General features: G+C 58.3%; 15 protein-coding genes. 5 read left to right on the top strand and 10 right to left on the bottom strand.

The genetic code is table 11. The annotated features are described in order from the left end of the window. Positions 1-209 precede the first annotated feature (209 nt). Positions 210-3,026, bottom strand: coding sequence for an outer membrane protein assembly factor BamA (gene bamA / locus XX99_RS19440; RefSeq protein WP_231581507.1), 2,817 nt, complete (start codon positions 3,024-3,026; stop codon positions 210-212). Positions 3,027-3,224: 198 nt separating this feature from the next. After that, positions 3,225-3,407, bottom strand: coding sequence for a CPXCG motif-containing cysteine-rich protein (locus tag XX99_RS26840; RefSeq protein ID WP_082125723.1), 183 nt, complete (start codon positions 3,405-3,407; stop codon positions 3,225-3,227). A 297-nt stretch (positions 3,408-3,704) separates the two neighbouring features. Here XX99_RS26840 and XX99_RS19430 point away from each other — a divergent pair, with 297 nt between their 5' ends. Then, positions 3,705-4,169 carry a YybH family protein gene (locus XX99_RS19430; protein ID WP_050061178.1) on the top strand — a complete coding sequence of 155 codons (465 nt, stop codon included), beginning with the start codon at positions 3,705-3,707 and terminating at the stop codon, positions 4,167-4,169. A gap of 93 nt (positions 4,170-4,262) precedes the next feature. Here XX99_RS19430 and infC read toward each other — a convergent pair whose 3' ends face one another. After that, entirely contained in the window at positions 4,263-4,889 is a 627-nt protein-coding gene (gene infC, locus XX99_RS19425; RefSeq protein WP_082125722.1) for a translation initiation factor IF-3, read from the bottom strand. 276 nt (positions 4,890-5,165) lie between these two features. Between infC and XX99_RS19420 the strand changes: the two genes are divergently transcribed. Beyond that, complete coding sequence (locus tag XX99_RS19420) at positions 5,166-5,642, top strand: response regulator (protein ID WP_050061012.1); 477 nt, start codon at positions 5,166-5,168, stop codon at positions 5,640-5,642. A 98-nt stretch (positions 5,643-5,740) separates the two neighbouring features. On the opposite strand, the gene XX99_RS26835 is transcribed toward XX99_RS19420, so the two are convergent. Together XX99_RS26835 and rpsU are read right to left on the bottom strand one after the other, a co-directional pair. Next, complete coding sequence (locus XX99_RS26835) at positions 5,741-6,028, bottom strand: zinc-ribbon domain containing protein (RefSeq protein ID WP_082125721.1); 288 nt, start codon at positions 6,026-6,028, stop codon at positions 5,741-5,743. 346 nt (positions 6,029-6,374) lie between these two features. Next, the gene (gene rpsU / locus XX99_RS19415; protein ID WP_050061011.1) at positions 6,375-6,572 is read right to left on the bottom strand and encodes a 30S ribosomal protein S21; all 198 of its coding nucleotides are present in this window, start codon (positions 6,570-6,572) and stop codon (positions 6,375-6,377) included. Between the two features lie 184 nt (positions 6,573-6,756). Here rpsU and XX99_RS19410 point away from each other — a divergent pair, with 184 nt between their 5' ends. Then, the gene (locus XX99_RS19410) at positions 6,757-7,356 is read left to right on the top strand and encodes an HAD family hydrolase (RefSeq protein WP_050061010.1); all 600 of its coding nucleotides are present in this window, start codon (positions 6,757-6,759) and stop codon (positions 7,354-7,356) included. A 135-nt stretch (positions 7,357-7,491) separates the two neighbouring features. Beyond that, entirely contained in the window at positions 7,492-7,770 is a 279-nt protein-coding gene (gene rpsT / locus XX99_RS19405) for a 30S ribosomal protein S20 (protein WP_050061009.1), read from the top strand. A gap of 78 nt (positions 7,771-7,848) precedes the next feature. Here rpsT and XX99_RS19400 read toward each other — a convergent pair whose 3' ends face one another. The 3 genes from XX99_RS19400 to XX99_RS19390 all read right to left on the bottom strand — a co-directional run bounded on the left by XX99_RS19400 (position 7,849) and on the right by XX99_RS19390 (position 13,241). After that, positions 7,849-10,053, bottom strand: coding sequence for a CocE/NonD family hydrolase (locus tag XX99_RS19400; protein WP_231581506.1), 2,205 nt, complete (start codon positions 10,051-10,053; stop codon positions 7,849-7,851). A 71-nt stretch (positions 10,054-10,124) separates the two neighbouring features. Continuing rightward, positions 10,125-11,948, bottom strand: a complete 1,824-nt coding sequence (locus XX99_RS19395) for a CRTAC1 family protein (protein ID WP_050061176.1) — start codon at positions 11,946-11,948, stop codon at positions 10,125-10,127. Positions 11,949-12,056: 108 nt separating this feature from the next. Then, positions 12,057-13,241, bottom strand: a complete 1,185-nt coding sequence (locus XX99_RS19390; RefSeq protein ID WP_231581504.1) for a glycoside hydrolase 5 family protein — start codon at positions 13,239-13,241, stop codon at positions 12,057-12,059. 240 nt (positions 13,242-13,481) lie between these two features. Between XX99_RS19390 and XX99_RS19385 the strand changes: the two genes are divergently transcribed. Continuing rightward, on the top strand, positions 13,482-14,492 hold the full coding sequence (locus XX99_RS19385; protein WP_050061007.1) for a LacI family DNA-binding transcriptional regulator: 1,011 nt from the start codon (positions 13,482-13,484) through the stop codon (positions 14,490-14,492). 112 nt (positions 14,493-14,604) lie between these two features. Here the strand turns inward: XX99_RS19385 and ilvA are convergent, their stop codons facing one another. Further along, on the bottom strand, positions 14,605-15,816 hold the full coding sequence (ilvA, locus tag XX99_RS19380; protein ID WP_050061006.1) for a threonine ammonia-lyase: 1,212 nt from the start codon (positions 15,814-15,816) through the stop codon (positions 14,605-14,607). Positions 15,817-16,133: 317 nt separating this feature from the next. Further along, positions 16,134-16,574, bottom strand: coding sequence for an SRPBCC family protein (locus XX99_RS19375; protein ID WP_050061005.1), 441 nt, complete (start codon positions 16,572-16,574; stop codon positions 16,134-16,136). Between the last annotated feature and the right edge of the window lie 45 nt (positions 16,575-16,619).

Raw genomic sequence — 16,619 nt, 5'->3', positions numbered from 1 at the left:
CGCACGTGCGGAAGCGAACTTCGCTTCCTGATCTACCTGCTGCTTAGTTCGTAGAGGCAGATTCCAGATCATTAGACGATCGGAATGCTATGACGAGACACGGCCAGAAGACATTCTCAGGAACTGAGCCGAATTATAGGTTCCGGCATAGGCAAGGTCAAACCGGCAAATGGGCAAAATTCGGTCAATTCTGCCCATTCCCGTGGTTTTTAGAACGTCGTGCTTACCGTCAGCCTGAAGGTTTTGCGCGGCTCGCGAAGCTGGAGCAGTGCCCCATAGGCCTCTTCGGCCTCGGCAAAGCTGAAGTCGCCGGCCCCACCGGCCGGGAACATGGCACGGGTAATCAGGTTGGTCTGGAAGAAGTTCTTCTCCAGGCGTAACGGGTTGAAGGCATAGTAGATACGGAAAGGCGCGTTGATGATCGGCGCCATGATGTCCAGTTCGCCGCCCAGCGAATCGCGCGGAATGTAGTTGGTCCCGTTGATCGGATTGATGGTTCGGCTGAACGAGATCGGCACACCGCCCTGGCAGGCCCCATTGGAGTAGTTGGGGCAACCATAGAGCGGAGAATTCAGGATGGCCTGGCCTTCGGGACTTTGCCGCAGTTGGCTGTTGTTGGTCGCCATATTGATCCCCAGGTCGTTGAAGATCACGAAGGCGACCGTGCGCGCATAAATGGGGATGGTGTACTGCATGTTGCTGACGAAGTTGAGATCGCCGCCGATCGAAGCAATACCGTAGACCGGAAGCGGAACCTGAATCGCGCCCAGGGACGGATTGGTTGGATCGCGAGGTACGGTGCTTCCGTCCGGATTGGTCAGGTTGAAGTTAACTTTCGTGGGGACGAAGCCATAAGGCGTCGCCGAGCGAATGTCGAAGCCGCGCAGTTCGGCCTCACCGCCGGAGTAGAAGCGGTTGAAGGGCGGTGCCACATCGCCGCTGATGCCTCGAATGTACGAACCCTGCAGCCGGAGGCCGAAGACGTTGCGGCCTTCCTTGTTAAACCTGAGCCCCTTGACGGGGTGGAAGCTGCGGTATTCGATCACCGGGCTGATGTAGCGGACGTTGCCGAAGAGACCGGCCACCTGGAATAGAGCGGAGATCTCATGGCCGTTATGCGGTTGATAGGTCGCGTCCAGCTTGTTCTCCTGGAAGCTGAAGGAGGCCATGCTGCTCACGATGCCGTCCAGCGCATTCTGTCCCTGGATGCCGCTGCGGAAGGCCAGCGTCTGGAAGAAGCTGGAGGAGGCCGCGCTGAAGGTGCTGATCGAAGAACGATCCAGAGTATAGGTGACACCCAGCCGCTTGAAGCTGTGGCGAATGGGATAGCTGCCTGAAACCGAGAAGCCGGTCGATGCCTGGTTGTACTTCTGCAACAGCGACGATGTGGCGGTGGACAAATTGTTCGGATTTCCGCCAGCGAGCTTGTAGTTCTTGCTCGCGTTGTAGTCGTACTTCGTATTGAAGATCTGGAATCCCAGGTTTAGAGGCCGATTGTGCACGTAAGGCTCGTTGAAGCCAAAGCGCACGTTGCGCTGGACCTCGCCGACATTCGCCGCCAGGCTCAGGGTCTCGCCCAGACCGAGGAAGTTGTTGGTCTGGTAATTGAGGCCGAGGAACGAACCGCCCAGTCCGCTGACGCCGCCGTTCAGTCCGATCGAGTTCTTGCCCTTTTCCTTCACTTTCAACAGCAGATCGACGGTGCCGGCTTCGGCGTTCTGGTGGGTTTCGGAATCCTGGTCTACCTTCAACGGATCGAAGTAGTCCAGCTGATTCAGGCGCAGAATGCTGACTTCCCAAAGACGGCTGTTGTAGATCTGGCCTTCTTCGAGAGCCAGCTCGCGGCGAATCACGAAGTCGCGCGTGGTGGTGTTGCCCTGAAACTCGATCCGGGAGACGTAGAAGGGCTTGCCTTCATCGATGTCGATATTCCACGAAACAACCTTGGTTGCTTCATCCACGGTCGGAGTCGGAATGCCGACAAAGTTGATATAACCGAGCTGGCCGTAGGCCTTTTGCAGGTTCTGCAATCCTTTGCCGAAGACGGTGGCGTTGAACCAGTCGCCTTCTTTCTCTGCAAACTGTCCGCGCAATGCCTTGACGTTAGTGACCGCCTTGTTACCCGAGAAGGTGATCTTGCCCAGCCGATAGCGGCCGCCTTCTTCCACCGGCATCACGATATCGATGCGCTTGCCCTGCCTAGGCCGGAAGGTCAGCAGCGAAAGTCCTGTCTCGTTGCGCAGGTGAGTTTTGGGATCGCCGACGCTGGCGCGGAAGTAGCCGCGGTCGCGATAAGCCTGACGGACGCGCTCGGAATCTTCTTCGAGCTTGGAGGCGTCATAGGTCCGGGCAAAGATATTTTCGAGGAAGATCGACTTGGGAATACCGACGGGGCGGAGATTCTTCATCGACTCGCGCAGTACGCGGGCGCTGACGTGCTCATTCCCCGTGAACTCGATCTTGCCGACCTTGACCTTCGGCCCTTCCTTGATGATGAAGTTGACCTGCACCGAGGCGGGAGGAATTCTCTTGATATCGGCCTTGATGGTCGCGAACTGATGGCCGTGCTCGCCGAGCAGCTCCTTGAGCACAGCAATGGCCTGGGCGACCCTCGTCGGGTCGTATTTGCTCTCGACCGAGAAGGGGACCTTTTCCTTCTTGAAACGGTCCAGCACATCGGACTGGGTAACCGAGTTCAGACCCTTGTAATTGATTTCGCGGATCGTGGGCTTTTCGGTCACATACACGTCGAGGACTACGCCCTTGGGGGTGTCTTCCTTCTCGATGTACACGTTCTCGAAATAGCCTGTGTTCCATAGTGAGTTGAAGTCGCGCTCGACCGTCAGCGGGTCGTAGGTGTCATTCACCCGGCTGAACATGCGCGCCAGAACTGTTTCCTTGGGAATCTGGCGGTTGCCGATGACCCGGATCTGACTCACGACAGACTGCTGCGCCCACGCCGAAAGCGTCAAGAGACAGCAAAAGAGCGGAAGAAACTGCAGCGTGCGGCGAATGGTACGGCGCAAACTCTTACTTTGTTGGATTGAGGAGCTTATGCCCCCACGTTCGACGGGAAAAATATGCACACCCTCACTGCAGAAAATCAGGCCAATCTTGAGGAAAAGGCGATTATATGTGACGGAAGGGACAGAACCCAACTCCGCAATGCTCTCCGGAACCCGGTTCTTCATCAGACGATAGCCGAACGCCGCTGGCGGAAGCGGTCAACTTTCCAATTCTGCGAGGATGAGGTATCCCGTGCCGTCCCAATTGATCGCAAGTACATTGGGCTTGCAACAGACCTGACAGTCCTCGACGTAGGACTGCCTGCTGCCGCCTGACTCATCCACAACAGTTTCATTCCACTCTCCACAGCCAGCGCATTGGAACCCAGCCTCTACAGGCATGGCTACCTCTGTCGAAACTCAAATCCGCTCTTAGTCTATCGGAAGGCGCGAGACTTCGCTTCCCTTTAGCCGACTCCTGACGCTGTCTTCCGGTTGGACGTTTCAAGAGAGTTTCCGCACCTCGACCAGAGCGGAATAATACGCGGCGCCCCGGGCAGGCCCGGCGAACCGGATTTGCCGGATGAAATCGCCGGCCGGCGGAAAGACAGCAGGCCGGCATTCGACGAGGCAAAGACGATCTCCGTGGCTTTTCTCCGTGCTCCCTGTGTACCCTGTGGTGAATTCTCTGGAGGAACTGTGCGCCAAAACCGAATCTCCGGCTTGCTGAGTGTCTTTCTCTGCCTCGCCCTATCCACACTCGCCCGGCCGCTCGCGCTGGCGCAAATCAATGAAAAAGCCGCCATCGAGCAGGTGCTGCGCGGCCAGCAGGAGGCGTGGAACAAGGGTGACATCCAGACTTTCATGCGCGGGTATAAAGATTCGCCGGACACGACATTCATCGGCAAGAGCATCGCACACGGCTATCAGCCGATCCTGAAGCGCTATCTCACCGGATATTCGACTCCCGACGCCATGGGCCATCTCGACTTCAGCGAACTGGATACCCGCATGCTTGGACCCGACCACGCGGTCGTCGTCGGCAAGTTCCACCTCACCCGCAACGCGGCGGGAGGCGGCGACGCCAGCGGCATCTACTCTCTGATCTTGGAGCGCGAACCGGAGGGCTGGCGGATCATCCTCGATCACACCAGCACAAATTGAGCGCCCAAGCCGCAAAGCTCTGAGACAAGAAGCCCCATCCGAGCAAAGGATGGGGCGTTTCTTCGAGAATTTTGCCGGCGAAGGCTTTGCAGGTTACTGGACGGTCTGGCTCTGTCCGGCGGGAATGGGCGCGGGAGGCTTCGGAGCGACAGGCTTCTTCGGCGCTTCTTTCTTGCCAGGCGCGAGGATGGCGTGGAGCGTGGTGCCTTCCATGCGCGGCATGAACTCTACGGAGCCGGCATCGCCGATGTCCTGGATCAGTCGATTGATGATGGCATAGCCAAGTTCGCGGTGAGCCATCTGCCGCCCCTTGAAGCGCAGCGAAGCCTTGACCTTATCGCCCTCGGTGAGAAAGCGGACGGCCTGGTTCTTCTTGGTCTGATAATCGTGCTCGTCGACGGTGACCGAGAACTTCACTTCCTTGACTACGATGACCTTTTGTTTCTTGCGCGCGGCCCGCTCGCTCTTGTCCTTCTCGTAGAGGAACTTGCCGTAATCCTGAATGCGGCAAACCGGCGGAACGGCGTTGGGAGAAACCTCAACCAGGTCCAATCCGCGTTCGCGGGCAATCTTCAGCGCTTCAAATGGGGGGAGAATGCCGAGTTGGTTTCCGGCGTCGTCGATCACGCGCACTTCGCGCGCGCGGATCCTTTCGTTAATGCGGATAAACTGCTTGGCCGAACGCTTATCGATGGGTGTCCTCCAAAATTTGCGTGGCACACTGCCACGTAGCTACTCAGTATATCGTGCTTCCTGAGGTTAGATGCCAGCAGAAATAGAAAAGCAGCGCGTGATCCAATCCAAAGTAAGGCCCACCTGCTTCACCCCGTCTCCGTTCCCCAGTAACCGCATTCGACGGGTCCGGCGTGGTATTCTGCCTCGTTGCTTGGTTGCCGAACAGAGAGCTCTTCCTGGCATGAAATCCAGGCTACTCGACTCCACCCGCAGAACTGAATCTATCCTGCCCATTTTCTATGCTGAAGGACGAAAATCATTATGAAACGCCGTATTCTCCTGGTAGACGACGAATTAGCCATCCTGCTCACGCTGAAAGCGGTTCTTGAAATCAGCGGCTTCGACGTCGAGACTGCTGCTTCTGCACGAGAGGCAAAGCTGAAGATCCGCTCGGGGCAATACCACATGATCATTACCGATATGCGAATGGAAAGCGACTACTCCGGCAATGAGGTGGTTCAGGCGGCCAGAAAGGCTCCCTACCAGCCGGCAGTGGCCATGCTCACCGCCTTCCCCATGGCCGATCGGGGTCCGGATACGCCCAATCCCGACAAGATGCTGGTCAAGCCCATGAACACCGACGATCTTCTGCGTCAGCTCGAAGCCATGCTGGTAACCCATGAGGACAAGAAGCGGAAGGAAGAAAACAGCTTCCTCCCCGCCGCCTCGTTGGCGGCCAAAGCACCTGTCGCGGCGAAGAAAAAGTCTTCAGCGAAGAAGTTAGCTACCGCGCGGTAGCCGGGCCTGCGGCGAAGGCGCTGGGAGAGGGGCTGCGACCATGCCAGAACACACGAATTTTTACGGGGAAAGCATGGCAGGCGGTCTTCGCGGCGATTTCAGCTGGCCTGAGGGGTTCGCTTCTGCTGGAAGCACTGCCGGCATAGAACCGGGCGTCCCTGGGTTGGCTTAAACGGAACCGTGGTCTCCGTTCCACATTCGGAACAGACCGTTCGCGTTTCGGAGCGCACCCCTCCGGGTCCCGATACACGCTTGGCTTTGCAGTTTTTACATCGTTTTGGGTCGTTTTTGAACTGTTTATCGTGAAAAAAAAGCTGTTCACCGGCCGTAAAAACGAAATCGCCCGCACAATCCACGCACTTTAGAGTTCTATCTACGAAGTCCATCCCGCGTCCTTGCCCCACCGCATCTAGCGTGGTGAATGGCTCCGATCCATCACGGATCGGTATTGCTCACGGCTTCTTAACCTTTCCTCAGATAGCGCTGCGTGGAAGATGGGCCGGTCCCAGCCGACAATTGCTGCGATTGTGCAACCGCCACACTGCAGTACTCGAGAAACGTTGTGAAAATGGCCCGATGCCGCGGATGCGGCGAAGCTTCGAATGGGATTTGCGCTCGAAGCGGCTAAGCATTATGTCGCCAAACTCGAAACTTCCGATTCTGGATGCTTAGCAGGCCGGTCTGTCCGGAAAACGTGGGTGAATTGGGACAGACCGGCGTGATTACAAAAAACTAGTCCTGCTCTTTACGAGCTTTCTTGCGATTCCGCTTGCGTGCGAGTGCTTCCTTCACGCGCTTCTTCTCGCCCGGTTTCAAATAGAAGGAGTGACGTTTTACTTCCTTGATGATGTCCTCCTGCTGAACCTTGCGCTTGAAGCGACGTAATGCATTTTCAAGCGGCTCGCCTTCTTGCACACGAACCTCTGCCAAGAAACTACACCTCCAAACCGTCCCGATAAGGGCCTATATAGAGTACAGGAAATCTTGCCCCCTCTACTACAAATCCCGCGTCATTCCTGCACAATCTCTGCCAGACGGCAGCTAGAAACACTCGTTTGCGCATGGCTTCGTTCAACAAAAAATTATGGCCGCGGCGGGATGCGAAGATAGAAAGATGAAACTGGATATCCCGGCCGGTCCCTTTCAGGCCTATCTCTTCGATTGCGACGGCACGATTGCCGATTCCATGCCTTTGCACTACGTGGCGTGGAACCAGACGCTCAGCGAATGGAACTGCGAATTTCCGGAACGCACCTTTTACGCCTGGGGCGGCTACCCCGTGGTGAAGATCATCTCTCTGCTCAACGAGCAGCAGGGCCTCGCTATGCCGGTTGATGCTGTGGCGGAACGGAAGGAAGCGCTCTACTACGAGATTCTGCACCAGCTCAAGGCGGTGCCTGAGGTGCTGGAGCAGATCGAGGAGCAGCATGGGCGGATCCCTTTCGCGGTCGTCTCGGGCAGCACCCGGAAGAGCGTGACCGCATCTCTGGAGACACTGAATCTTCTGGACAAGTTCGACGTGCTGGTCTGCGCCGGAGACTACAAAAACGGCAAACCCGATCCGGAAGCTTTTTTGATGGCCGCCGCCAAGCTGGGCGTTCCACCGGAAGCCTGCCTGGTCTTCGAGGACACGGAGATGGGGATACAGGCTGCCACCGCCGCCGGCATGGCCTCGGTCAAGATCCTCCAACCCTGGGAGCGCCCCGGAGCGTAGAAAAAAGGCTCGTGAGGGCTTGACCTTGGCCGCTTCCACCATTGACCAAAGCCAGTCGATCCCATAAACTTAAGGATTGCAGGGGATGCCACATTGCCTGCATCCCATTTTCAGGAAAAGAGTTCAGGAACTACCATGGCAAACCACGTCTCCGCGCTCAAGCGCGTCCGTCAGACCGAAACCAAGACCGCGGTGAACCGCGCCAACCGAAGCCGCGTCCGCGGCAGCCTGCGCGCCCTCCGTGAGGCCATCCAGAAGGGCGATGTGAAGGCCGCCGGCGAGCAGTACCGCGCTACCGCCTCCGCGCTCGACAAGAGCGTCCAGAAGGGCATTCTGCACAAGAACACCGCCTCCCGCTACAAGAGCCGCCTCAACGCCCGCGTCAAGGCTCTGTCGACTAAGACGGCCGCCTAGCTTTCAGGCTTCAACTGCACGAGAAAAGGCCGGACTCGAGTCCGGCCTTTTCTCGTGCCTGCGCACCCGCGCAACAATCTACCGCTCGGCCACCGGCAGCACCAAGTGCGAGTTCGCGTAGATATGCTGCTCGGCTGCCTTGTAGTCCTCGGGCTTGGCCGTCATGATGTTGGGCACGAAGGTCTGCGGGTTCCGGTCGTAGAGCGGAAACCATGAGCTCTGCACCTGCACCAGGATGCGGTGCCCCTTCAGGAAGACGTGGTCGGCCCCATGCAGGCTGAACTTGTATTCCTCGGACTGCCCTGCAAGAATCGCCTCCGGGCGCGCATAGCTCTCGCGGTAGCGTCCACGGAAGATCTCCTCGGCAACCATCAGTTCATAGCCATCCTTGTCCGCCTTCACGCCGGTGCACGGCTCCGGGCAATTCGTGACTTGCGGATATTGATCGATGAGCTTCACCACCCAATCGCTGTCGGTGCCGGAGGTAGAGGCAAAGATATCGGCGAGCACATCGCCGGTAATCGTCACATCGTGATCGAGAACCGCAGTCCTCCAGCCAGCCACATCCTTGCGGCCATCGTAGGGGCGCTGATCCTCTGCCAGCCAGGTGTACCAGTGCGACCCTGTGGGAGCATACGTGGCCTCGATCGGCCGTTTGCGGTAGTTCACCGGAGCTGCGGGATCTGAAATGTACTGGGCAAACTCCTGAGCCGAAGCCGGCTTTTCGAAGCTGAGAGAACCATCCCGCTCGAGATAGAGATCTCGCTGAGCAATCCCTTCCTTCGGAGGCCATGAACTATAGCGCATCCAGCGATCCGTTCCTGTCTGGAAGGATGCTGTGTCCTGCAAATCGAAGCCCGGCTGATCTTTCAGATAATGCGCGAAGAACGGCGCCTCGATCTGGCGGCGAAACTGGTCGCCAGTGGCTGCACCGAAATCGACTTCTCCAAGATGCCGCGTCGTTGCCACCCACTGCCCGTGGTTCCATGGGCCGAGCGCGAGGAAGACCTCATGCTTCGCGTCATGCGGCTTCAATGCGGCATACTCGGCCTGCGGACCCCACATATCTTCCTGGTCCCACCAGCCGCCGACCTCCAGGGTGGCCACATGCACCTCGTTCAGGTGCGCCTGCACCGCTCGCGCCTGCCAGAATTCGTCGTAGCTCGGATGATGGAGAAACGATTGCGCCGACGGCAGGTCGTCGACACCAGACTTGGCGCCTGCCGCGTAGTAAGAACCCGCGTTCAGGAAGTAGGTATAGGCATCCTCATCCAATTTGCCGAAGGCGTTTTCTTTGCCCGACTCCATGCCCAGGACGTAGTCGTATCCATATGTCTGGCGAAACGCTCCGTTATGAAAGAAGTCATCGCCGATCCACACATCCGTCATGGGAGCCTGCGGGGAGATGGCCTTCACCGCGGGATTGGGATCGATGCCTGCCTCAGCTGCCAGAAACCCGTCATATGAGATACCGGTCACGCCGACCCGGCCATTGTTCTGCGGTACATTCTTGAGCAGCCACGCGACTGTGTCGTAGGTGTCGGTGCTTTCGTCGATTCCATTCGGATCGGCGGAGGCGGGATCGTGATGCGCCGCAATCGGCCGCATCATCACAAACTGTCCCTGCGACTCATACCGTCCGCGAATGTCCTCCATTACGAAGATGTATCCGCTCTGCGCCATCTCCGTGTACTCGCCATTTATGAAATTGGAGTCGCAATCACCCACGCCGTAGGGCGTTCTCTCCATCAGAAAAGGGAGCGTCTCATGCGTGTCCGTCGGACGCAGGATAATGGCGCGCAGCTTGATCCCATCCCGCATGGGAATCATGACCTCCTGGCGGCTGTAAGGCCGGAAGCGGTTGTGCACAGGCGGACCGTCGATGCGTGCGGCTACGATCTCCTCATCGTTGCCTCTTCTGCTGGATATCCATTTCAGGGAAGCGACTTTGCCGGCAGAATCTTTCACGAACGTATATTTCAGCTTGCCGCCCTCTGCCACAAAAACGTCGGACGAGGCAGTATTCGCTGAAGCAAGTGCTGTACGCGCTATACGCGCGCTCTCGATGGTCAGGTGATCGCCTTCGCGGAAGACCGAGAACACGCTGTCCGGCTCCTTCAGCTCGCGATACTGGCCGGCATAGCTGTCGAGTTGCGAGGCATTGCCGTGCTTACCGAAAGCCAGCATCGAAGCCGGCGCGAGAAACGCCACCACAGCAGCAAGAATTGCAGTTTTACAACATGGCGAACATCGAAAACGCGAGAAGGCGGCCGATCTGTGCATGAAGAAAAACGCTCCTGGAGAAAAGTACAGTCTACCCGTTCTCCGGCGCGTTCCATGAGGCGCCCACGTTCCTATTTAACCTTCGCCCCTGCAGCCGATCCCGCCTTGCATGCCGTACACAGCTCACCGGTAACGCCTTTGCCCTCCTGCACGGTGAAGATGCGATCCACATTCGGCAGCTTGATCTTCTCGATCGCTCCGCCCGGCCAGTGGATCTCAACATCACTCACCACTGTGGCATCGCCCAGGCCAAAGTGCACGCGCTGATCGTTCGAGGAGATATAGCTGCCTCCGCTCATCACGTCTTCGCGCTGCTTCATCCCGTTTGCGGCCAGATAGACGGTCGCGCCTACCGCGTCGCGAGGATTCTTCGCCCCGCCCACCAGCTTCAACTCGACCCAATGATGGTTGTCCGCATTCACGTTGCGCAGCAGCACCGGCGTTGTGTCGAGCGAGTTGATCACCACATCGATCTTGCCATCGTTGAAGAGATCGCCGAAGGCCGCGCCGCGGCCCGGAGTCACCACCGCGAGCCCCGTATTCTTCACGGGCGGCACCAGCTGAAATTTCTTCCCTTCCAGATTGCGAAAGAGCAGCGGCCGCTCGGCGAACGTGGTCCCCCAGTCGTATTTGTCGACGGTGGGATAGACGTGGCCGTTGATCATCATCAGATCCTTCCAGCCGTCGTTGTCGTAGTCGATGAACTCCGTGCCCCAGCCCAGGAAAGGAATCGTGTCCTGCGCGATCCCCGTGTGGTAGCTCACGTCCGTGTAGTTGGCGTCGCCATCATCGTGATACAGCACCTTGTAATCATCGGAGAAGGTGGTCACCAGCAGGTCGTTGAGGCCGTTATTCTCGTAGTCTCCGACCGCCAGGCCCATCGAAGCCACTTCGCGCCCATCCTGATTCAGCGCGAACCCGGACGCATAGCTGTCATCGTCGAAGGTGCCATTGCCCTTGTTGATGTAGAGATAATTCGGCGTCGAGTCATCGGCCACGACGAGATCCACCTTGCCGTCGTTGTTCAAATCGACAAAGACGCTGGTGAATCCGTAATACTTATTCGGATCGTTCACGCCTGCTTTGACGCTGACGTCGGTGAAGGTTCCATCGCCGTTGTTATGGAAGAGATGATCCGGTTCGCCAACCAGGCCGCGCGGTCCGCACATCACGCCAACCCCGCGAAAATTGCAGTAGTTATAGGAAACCGCCTTGGTCCCCGGCGCCGGCAAGTCGCCGCGGTCGAAGTGAACATAGCCGGCGACGAACAGGTCCAGTCTTCCATCGCCGTCGTAGTCGCCGAAGGTCGCGCCCGTCGACCAGTTGCCCAGCGTGATGCCCGCCTTCTCGCCTACATCGGTGAATGTTCCATTGTGATTGTTGTGGTACAGGCGGTTCTTGCCGTAGTTCGCGACGAAGATATCCGGCCAGCCGTCGTTGTCGTAATCGCCGATGGCCACGCCGAAGCCCCAGCGGTCGTTGGTCACACCCGCCTTTGCCGCAACGTCGGTAAATGTCCCGTCATGATTGTTGTGGAAGAGCGCCGCATGCGGCGACTCGGCTTTGCCATCGAGCGCGTCGTAGGTGGAACCGTTCACCAGATAGATGTCGAGCCAGCCGTCGTTGTCGTAATCGATCAGGCCTACGCCCGAGCCGTTGGCCTCTATGATAAAACGCTTCTCCGGCGTGCCCATGGTGTGATGCCATGAGGCCAGCCCCGACTTCTTCGTGATGTCCTCGAAGACTACCGGACCGGAGTCGACGAATCCGCCGGCGGTGATGGGGCGATTTTCCGCATCGTGGACCGCGGCATGTACGCCGCCCGTCGAGTTTCCTCCTCCGGCCTGCGCATCAGGAGGAGCAGTTTGCCCCCACGCAGAAACCGAAGCCAGCACACACACCCCTGAAAAAAAAACAGCAAATCGAAAAAAGGCTGAGAGCAACCTGCAACTCCTGATGCTTTTTGATCTTCTTTATCGATACGCCGAGAGCATAGCAGACCGCTAAGAATGTAGACCTGCGCCGCTCCCGTTCGTCTCCGTGGTCAGCCGCCGAATCAGGTCCGTCTCGTGGCTTCGATAGGGCGATCCATCAGGATGAAACACCTCGTGAAACCAGATCGCTGGTGCCTGCAGCGTATAGGGACGAGTCCACGAATCCCAGGGCAGGTAGGTCTGCGTCTTGCCCGCTACGAAACCCCAGTTGATGGCTGCTACATGATGCTTCTGCGCGATGGGGAGAACCGTATCGAAGGTGCTTCCTGCGCCGCGAGCCATATATTCCGTGCAGATCAGCGGGCGATGAAACTGTTCCAGCATCTCGACGTGGCGCTCGAAATCCTCGGGCCAGCCGTAGTTGTGGAACGAAATCACATCCGAATACTCGATCTCCACTCGCGCCATCGGACTCATGGCGCCGAGCGAGGACCAGTCCCCCTGCCACAGCCCGCTGGTCAGCGGCTGCGTGGGATGCTCCTCTCTCGCCCACGTGTAAACCTGCGGGAGCAGGGCGAGCACGAGCTCGGCCTTTCCCTTCGGCTCTTCGCTGTCGTAGTTGCCGCCGCCGTTGTTATCGGGCTCGTTCCATAGATCCCAGGCCAGAATTCGATCATCCTTGGCGAAAGCGCCTACCACTCCCTGCACGTACGTTTTCAACCGCGGATACTCCGCCGAATCCTGCAATGCTTTCGTGCCAGGACTCTGCACCCAGCCGGAATTGTGGACGCCGGGGATGGGCGGATGCTGCGGCCCCAGCTTCGGATTGGGATCCCAGCAGGAATCGAAGAGCACAAACACCGGCCGGATGTGATGCTTCGCCGCAATGGCCAGAAAAGTATCGATGCGCTGTTTGAATCCTTGCGGGTCCTGCTTCCAGAGAAGGTCATGAAGGAAGACGCGCATGGTGTTCATGCCAATGCCTTGCGCCCAGCCTAGCTCCTTGTCAATCTCCTGCGCGTCGAAGGTGTCGGCCTGCCACATCTCCAGCTCGTTGATGGCATTTGACGGAATGTAGTCACTGCCCACCAGCCACGGCTGCCGGGCATACCAGGAGCTCGCCTGCTCTTCCGACCAGCGCCCGGTTTTCGTTTGCGCAGAGGCCAGCAATGTCGATGCCAGCAGAAAGACGGTAAGAAATCGCAAAGTCGTGGCAAAGCTATTGCAGGGCTGGAAGGCTTGTGTTTCGCCCACACCATTAATTCTGACTTTCCGCTTCGTCGATCGCTCAATCATCCGGGAATCATACGTGGAGACATCCAGACCCGACAAAGCTCTTCGCAAGTTGACGAGACGAGCGCATTTAAGATTGGCGAGACTGAAATCGGTTCCAATTCGTCTGTTAATTCGGTATAACCTTGCCAGCGTTTTGGCTAAATGAGCTACAGCTCTTTCCGTGTTCCCCGCGCGCGAAAGGCTCCGGCGCCACCAACTATGAATATCAAAGAGGTCGCACGACTCGCCAAGGTCTCAACCGCCACCGTTTCGCGCACCATCAACGGATCGGATAAAGTCACGGCCAAAACAGCGGAGCGTGTGCGCCGCGCCATCGAGACGCTGAAGTTTTATCCCAACACCAACGCCCGAGCCCTAGGCTCGGGACGCAGCAGTCTCTACGGCCTCATCATCTCGGACATCACCAACCCCTTCTTTCCCGAACTGGTGAAAAGCTTCGAGGACATCGCAGTGCAATTCGGCCAGGAGGTGCTGATCGCCAACACCAACTACGACCCGCATCGCATGGAAGTCTGCGTGAGCCGCATGCTGCAGCGCAAGGTCGACGGCGTCGCCATTATGACCTCGGAGATGGACGAGCGGTTGATCGACGAGCTCAACAGCCGCAGCATTCGCATGGTCTTTCTCGATACCGGCAAGCCGCAAAAGGGCATCAGCAACATCGCTATCGATTACGCCTCGGGCATCGACGCTGCTGTAGAACACCTGTCCGCGCTGGGCCACACCTCGATCGGCTTCATCTGCGGACCCATGCAGCTAACCTCCGCCCGCACCCGTCGCCGCGCCTTCATCCAGAGCCTCAAGCGTAAGGGATTGCTTCTCGACAATCAGCTGATCGAGGAGGGCAATCACCGCATGGACGGCGGCCATGAAGCCATGCTTCGGCTGCTGGGGAAAAATCCGCGCCCGACCGCCGTGCTCACCTCGAATGACATGATGGCTATCGGCGCCATCGGCGCGCTCGGCGAGCATGGGCTCAAGGTGCCCCGCGACATCTCCATCATCGGATTCGACGACATCGAGCTTGGCGCGTTCACTCAACCCGCATTGACCACGGTCCGGCTCTCGCGGCCTGAGATCGCCAAAGTTGCGTTCCGCGCTCTCTACGACGCCAAGGACGACGCCACTGCCATGGGCGCTGAATTCACCATCCAGCCCACGCTCATCGAACGCAAGTCCACTGGCCCCGCTCCCAAACATCGCGCCTGACAGCAGTGGAGTCCCACATCTCAGAGTCGAGATGTGGTCACCCGGTGATTATTCTGAGCAACGCGAAGAATGCAACGGTTTCGCGCGAAGCGCGCTCCGCCCTGACGGCAAATCAGTCGATGCGTTCGTGGCGATAGCCGCCCTGGGAGAGCATCTGCGCGATTTCTGCGATGTGCTCGCCTCCCCGCGTCTCGAGCGTTACATCGATCACGGTGTCGCCAAGGTTTACGCCATAGTGCGCCCGGTCATACGAGGTCTGCACGATATTTGCCCGCGCGTCGGCGATGATCCGCGTGAGTTGATGCAGAGATCCCGGCCGATCGGTGAGATGAATGCGCAGCCGAGTCCGCCGGCCATCCTTGACCAAGCCCCGCTCGATCATCTTGGCCAGCAGGCTGACATCGATATTGCCGCCACAGACCAGAACCGCGGTCCGCTGCCCTTCGAGCGAGGTCTTGTGCTGCAGCAGACTGGCCAACGCCACCGCGCCCGCGCCCTCGGCAAGGGTCTTTTCCCGCTCCAGCAGCACCAGGATGGCCTTGGCGATTTCCTCCTCTTCGACCGTAACAATCTCGTCCACGTAGCGCTGCACGAGCGGGAGCGTCCGCTCGCCTGCGCGCCGCACTGCGATGCCGTCGGCAATGGTTGCCTCGGCGGGAATCGTCACCGGCGCGCCGGCCTCGACGGCACGCAGCATCGAGGGCAGACGCTCGGTCTGAACGCCAATCACCCGCACCTTGGGGTTCGACTCCTTGATCGCGCAAGCCACTCCGCCGATCAATCCGCCGCCGCCGATGGGAACCACAACGGCCTCCAGCCCCGCCACCTGATCGAGCAATTCGAGGCCGATCGTGCCCTGGCCGGCGATCACCGCGTCGTCGTCGAAGGGATGCAGAAAGGTCATGCCCTCCGCTTCGCCGAGACGCACCGCCTCTGCGTAGGCCTCATCATAATTCGCTCCGTGTAAGACTACTTCCGCGCCGAAATTCGCTGTCGAGGAGACCTTTACCAGCGGAGTCATGAGGGGCATCACGATACGCGCGCGGATGCCCCGCTGCGTCGCATGATAAGCAACAGCCTGGGCATGATTGCCGGCGCTCGCCGCGATCACACCCCGCCGCTTTTCGTCATCGGAAAGGGTGAGGACCTTGTTCAGCGCGCCGCGCTCCTTGAACGCGCCCGTACGCTGCAGGTTGTCCATCTTGAGAAAAACCTGTTGGCCAGTCATGCCCGAGAGCGCGTGAGAATGCGGCGCCGGCGAGAGGTAAATGAAGTCTTGAATGCGTCGTTTCGCCTCTTGAACATGGTGCAGAGTAACCGCCATCGATCTTTCTCCCGAAATGAAAAGCCACCATCCGCATGGTGCGGATGGTGGCTGATTGGAATCTTTGCGCTTTCGCTGAACTCGCTCGCCGTCCGCTGACTAGAAGGGAATGATCCCGATCATTCGGCCGGCGATAATTCGCGTATCGATGCGAACGAGCATCGAGGTGCGGAGGCCGAAGCTGGTCATTACGGAATACATGCGAATGTCAGCATCACAACAGACTGCAAGAAGTTAGTCAAATCGTTGAGCGCCGCACCCTTCACGGCATCGTCATGAGGATGGAACGAATACATGACGCGGGAGTGGATCTTGCTCTAGTCCTGGGCCTCTGCCACCTTCTTGATCGCCACCATCAGATGATCGTCGCCCGCCATCACATCTTCGTATCTCTTCTGCCCATTCGCAACGATTGAAAAATCTCCCTGCGAAATCTCCAGAACCGTTCCTCCGTCCTCTTCCTTTAGATCGTAGGTCATCTTCAGGTAGTTCTCTGGGATGTCTGCAATGTCGGAGTTGGGATCGATCACCGTGTACTCCAGACGCCGCGGAGCATCAATGGCTACCACATGCCCCTTCACATAGAGCTTCTGGTCGGCTGCGCCCTTCCACAAGAGGGGCGAGCCTGGCTTCCAGTCAGTCTCGGCCACGCAACCGAACATATACTGCGGGATAAACTCGTTGTCTGTGAGCACCTTCCACAGAGTGGCCAGCGGAGCTTCGACCTTCACCGTTTTGCGAATCACAAGTTCTGCCATAGGAACCCATTTCTCCTCACCCGCAATGTAAATAGAATTGCGGCA

Origin of the sequence: Silvibacterium bohemicum, from assembly GCF_001006305.1 — a bacterium.
Classification (GTDB): Bacteria; Acidobacteriota; Terriglobia; order Terriglobales; family Acidobacteriaceae; genus Silvibacterium; species Silvibacterium bohemicum.
This window is presented reverse-complemented; position numbering and strand designations above follow the sequence as displayed.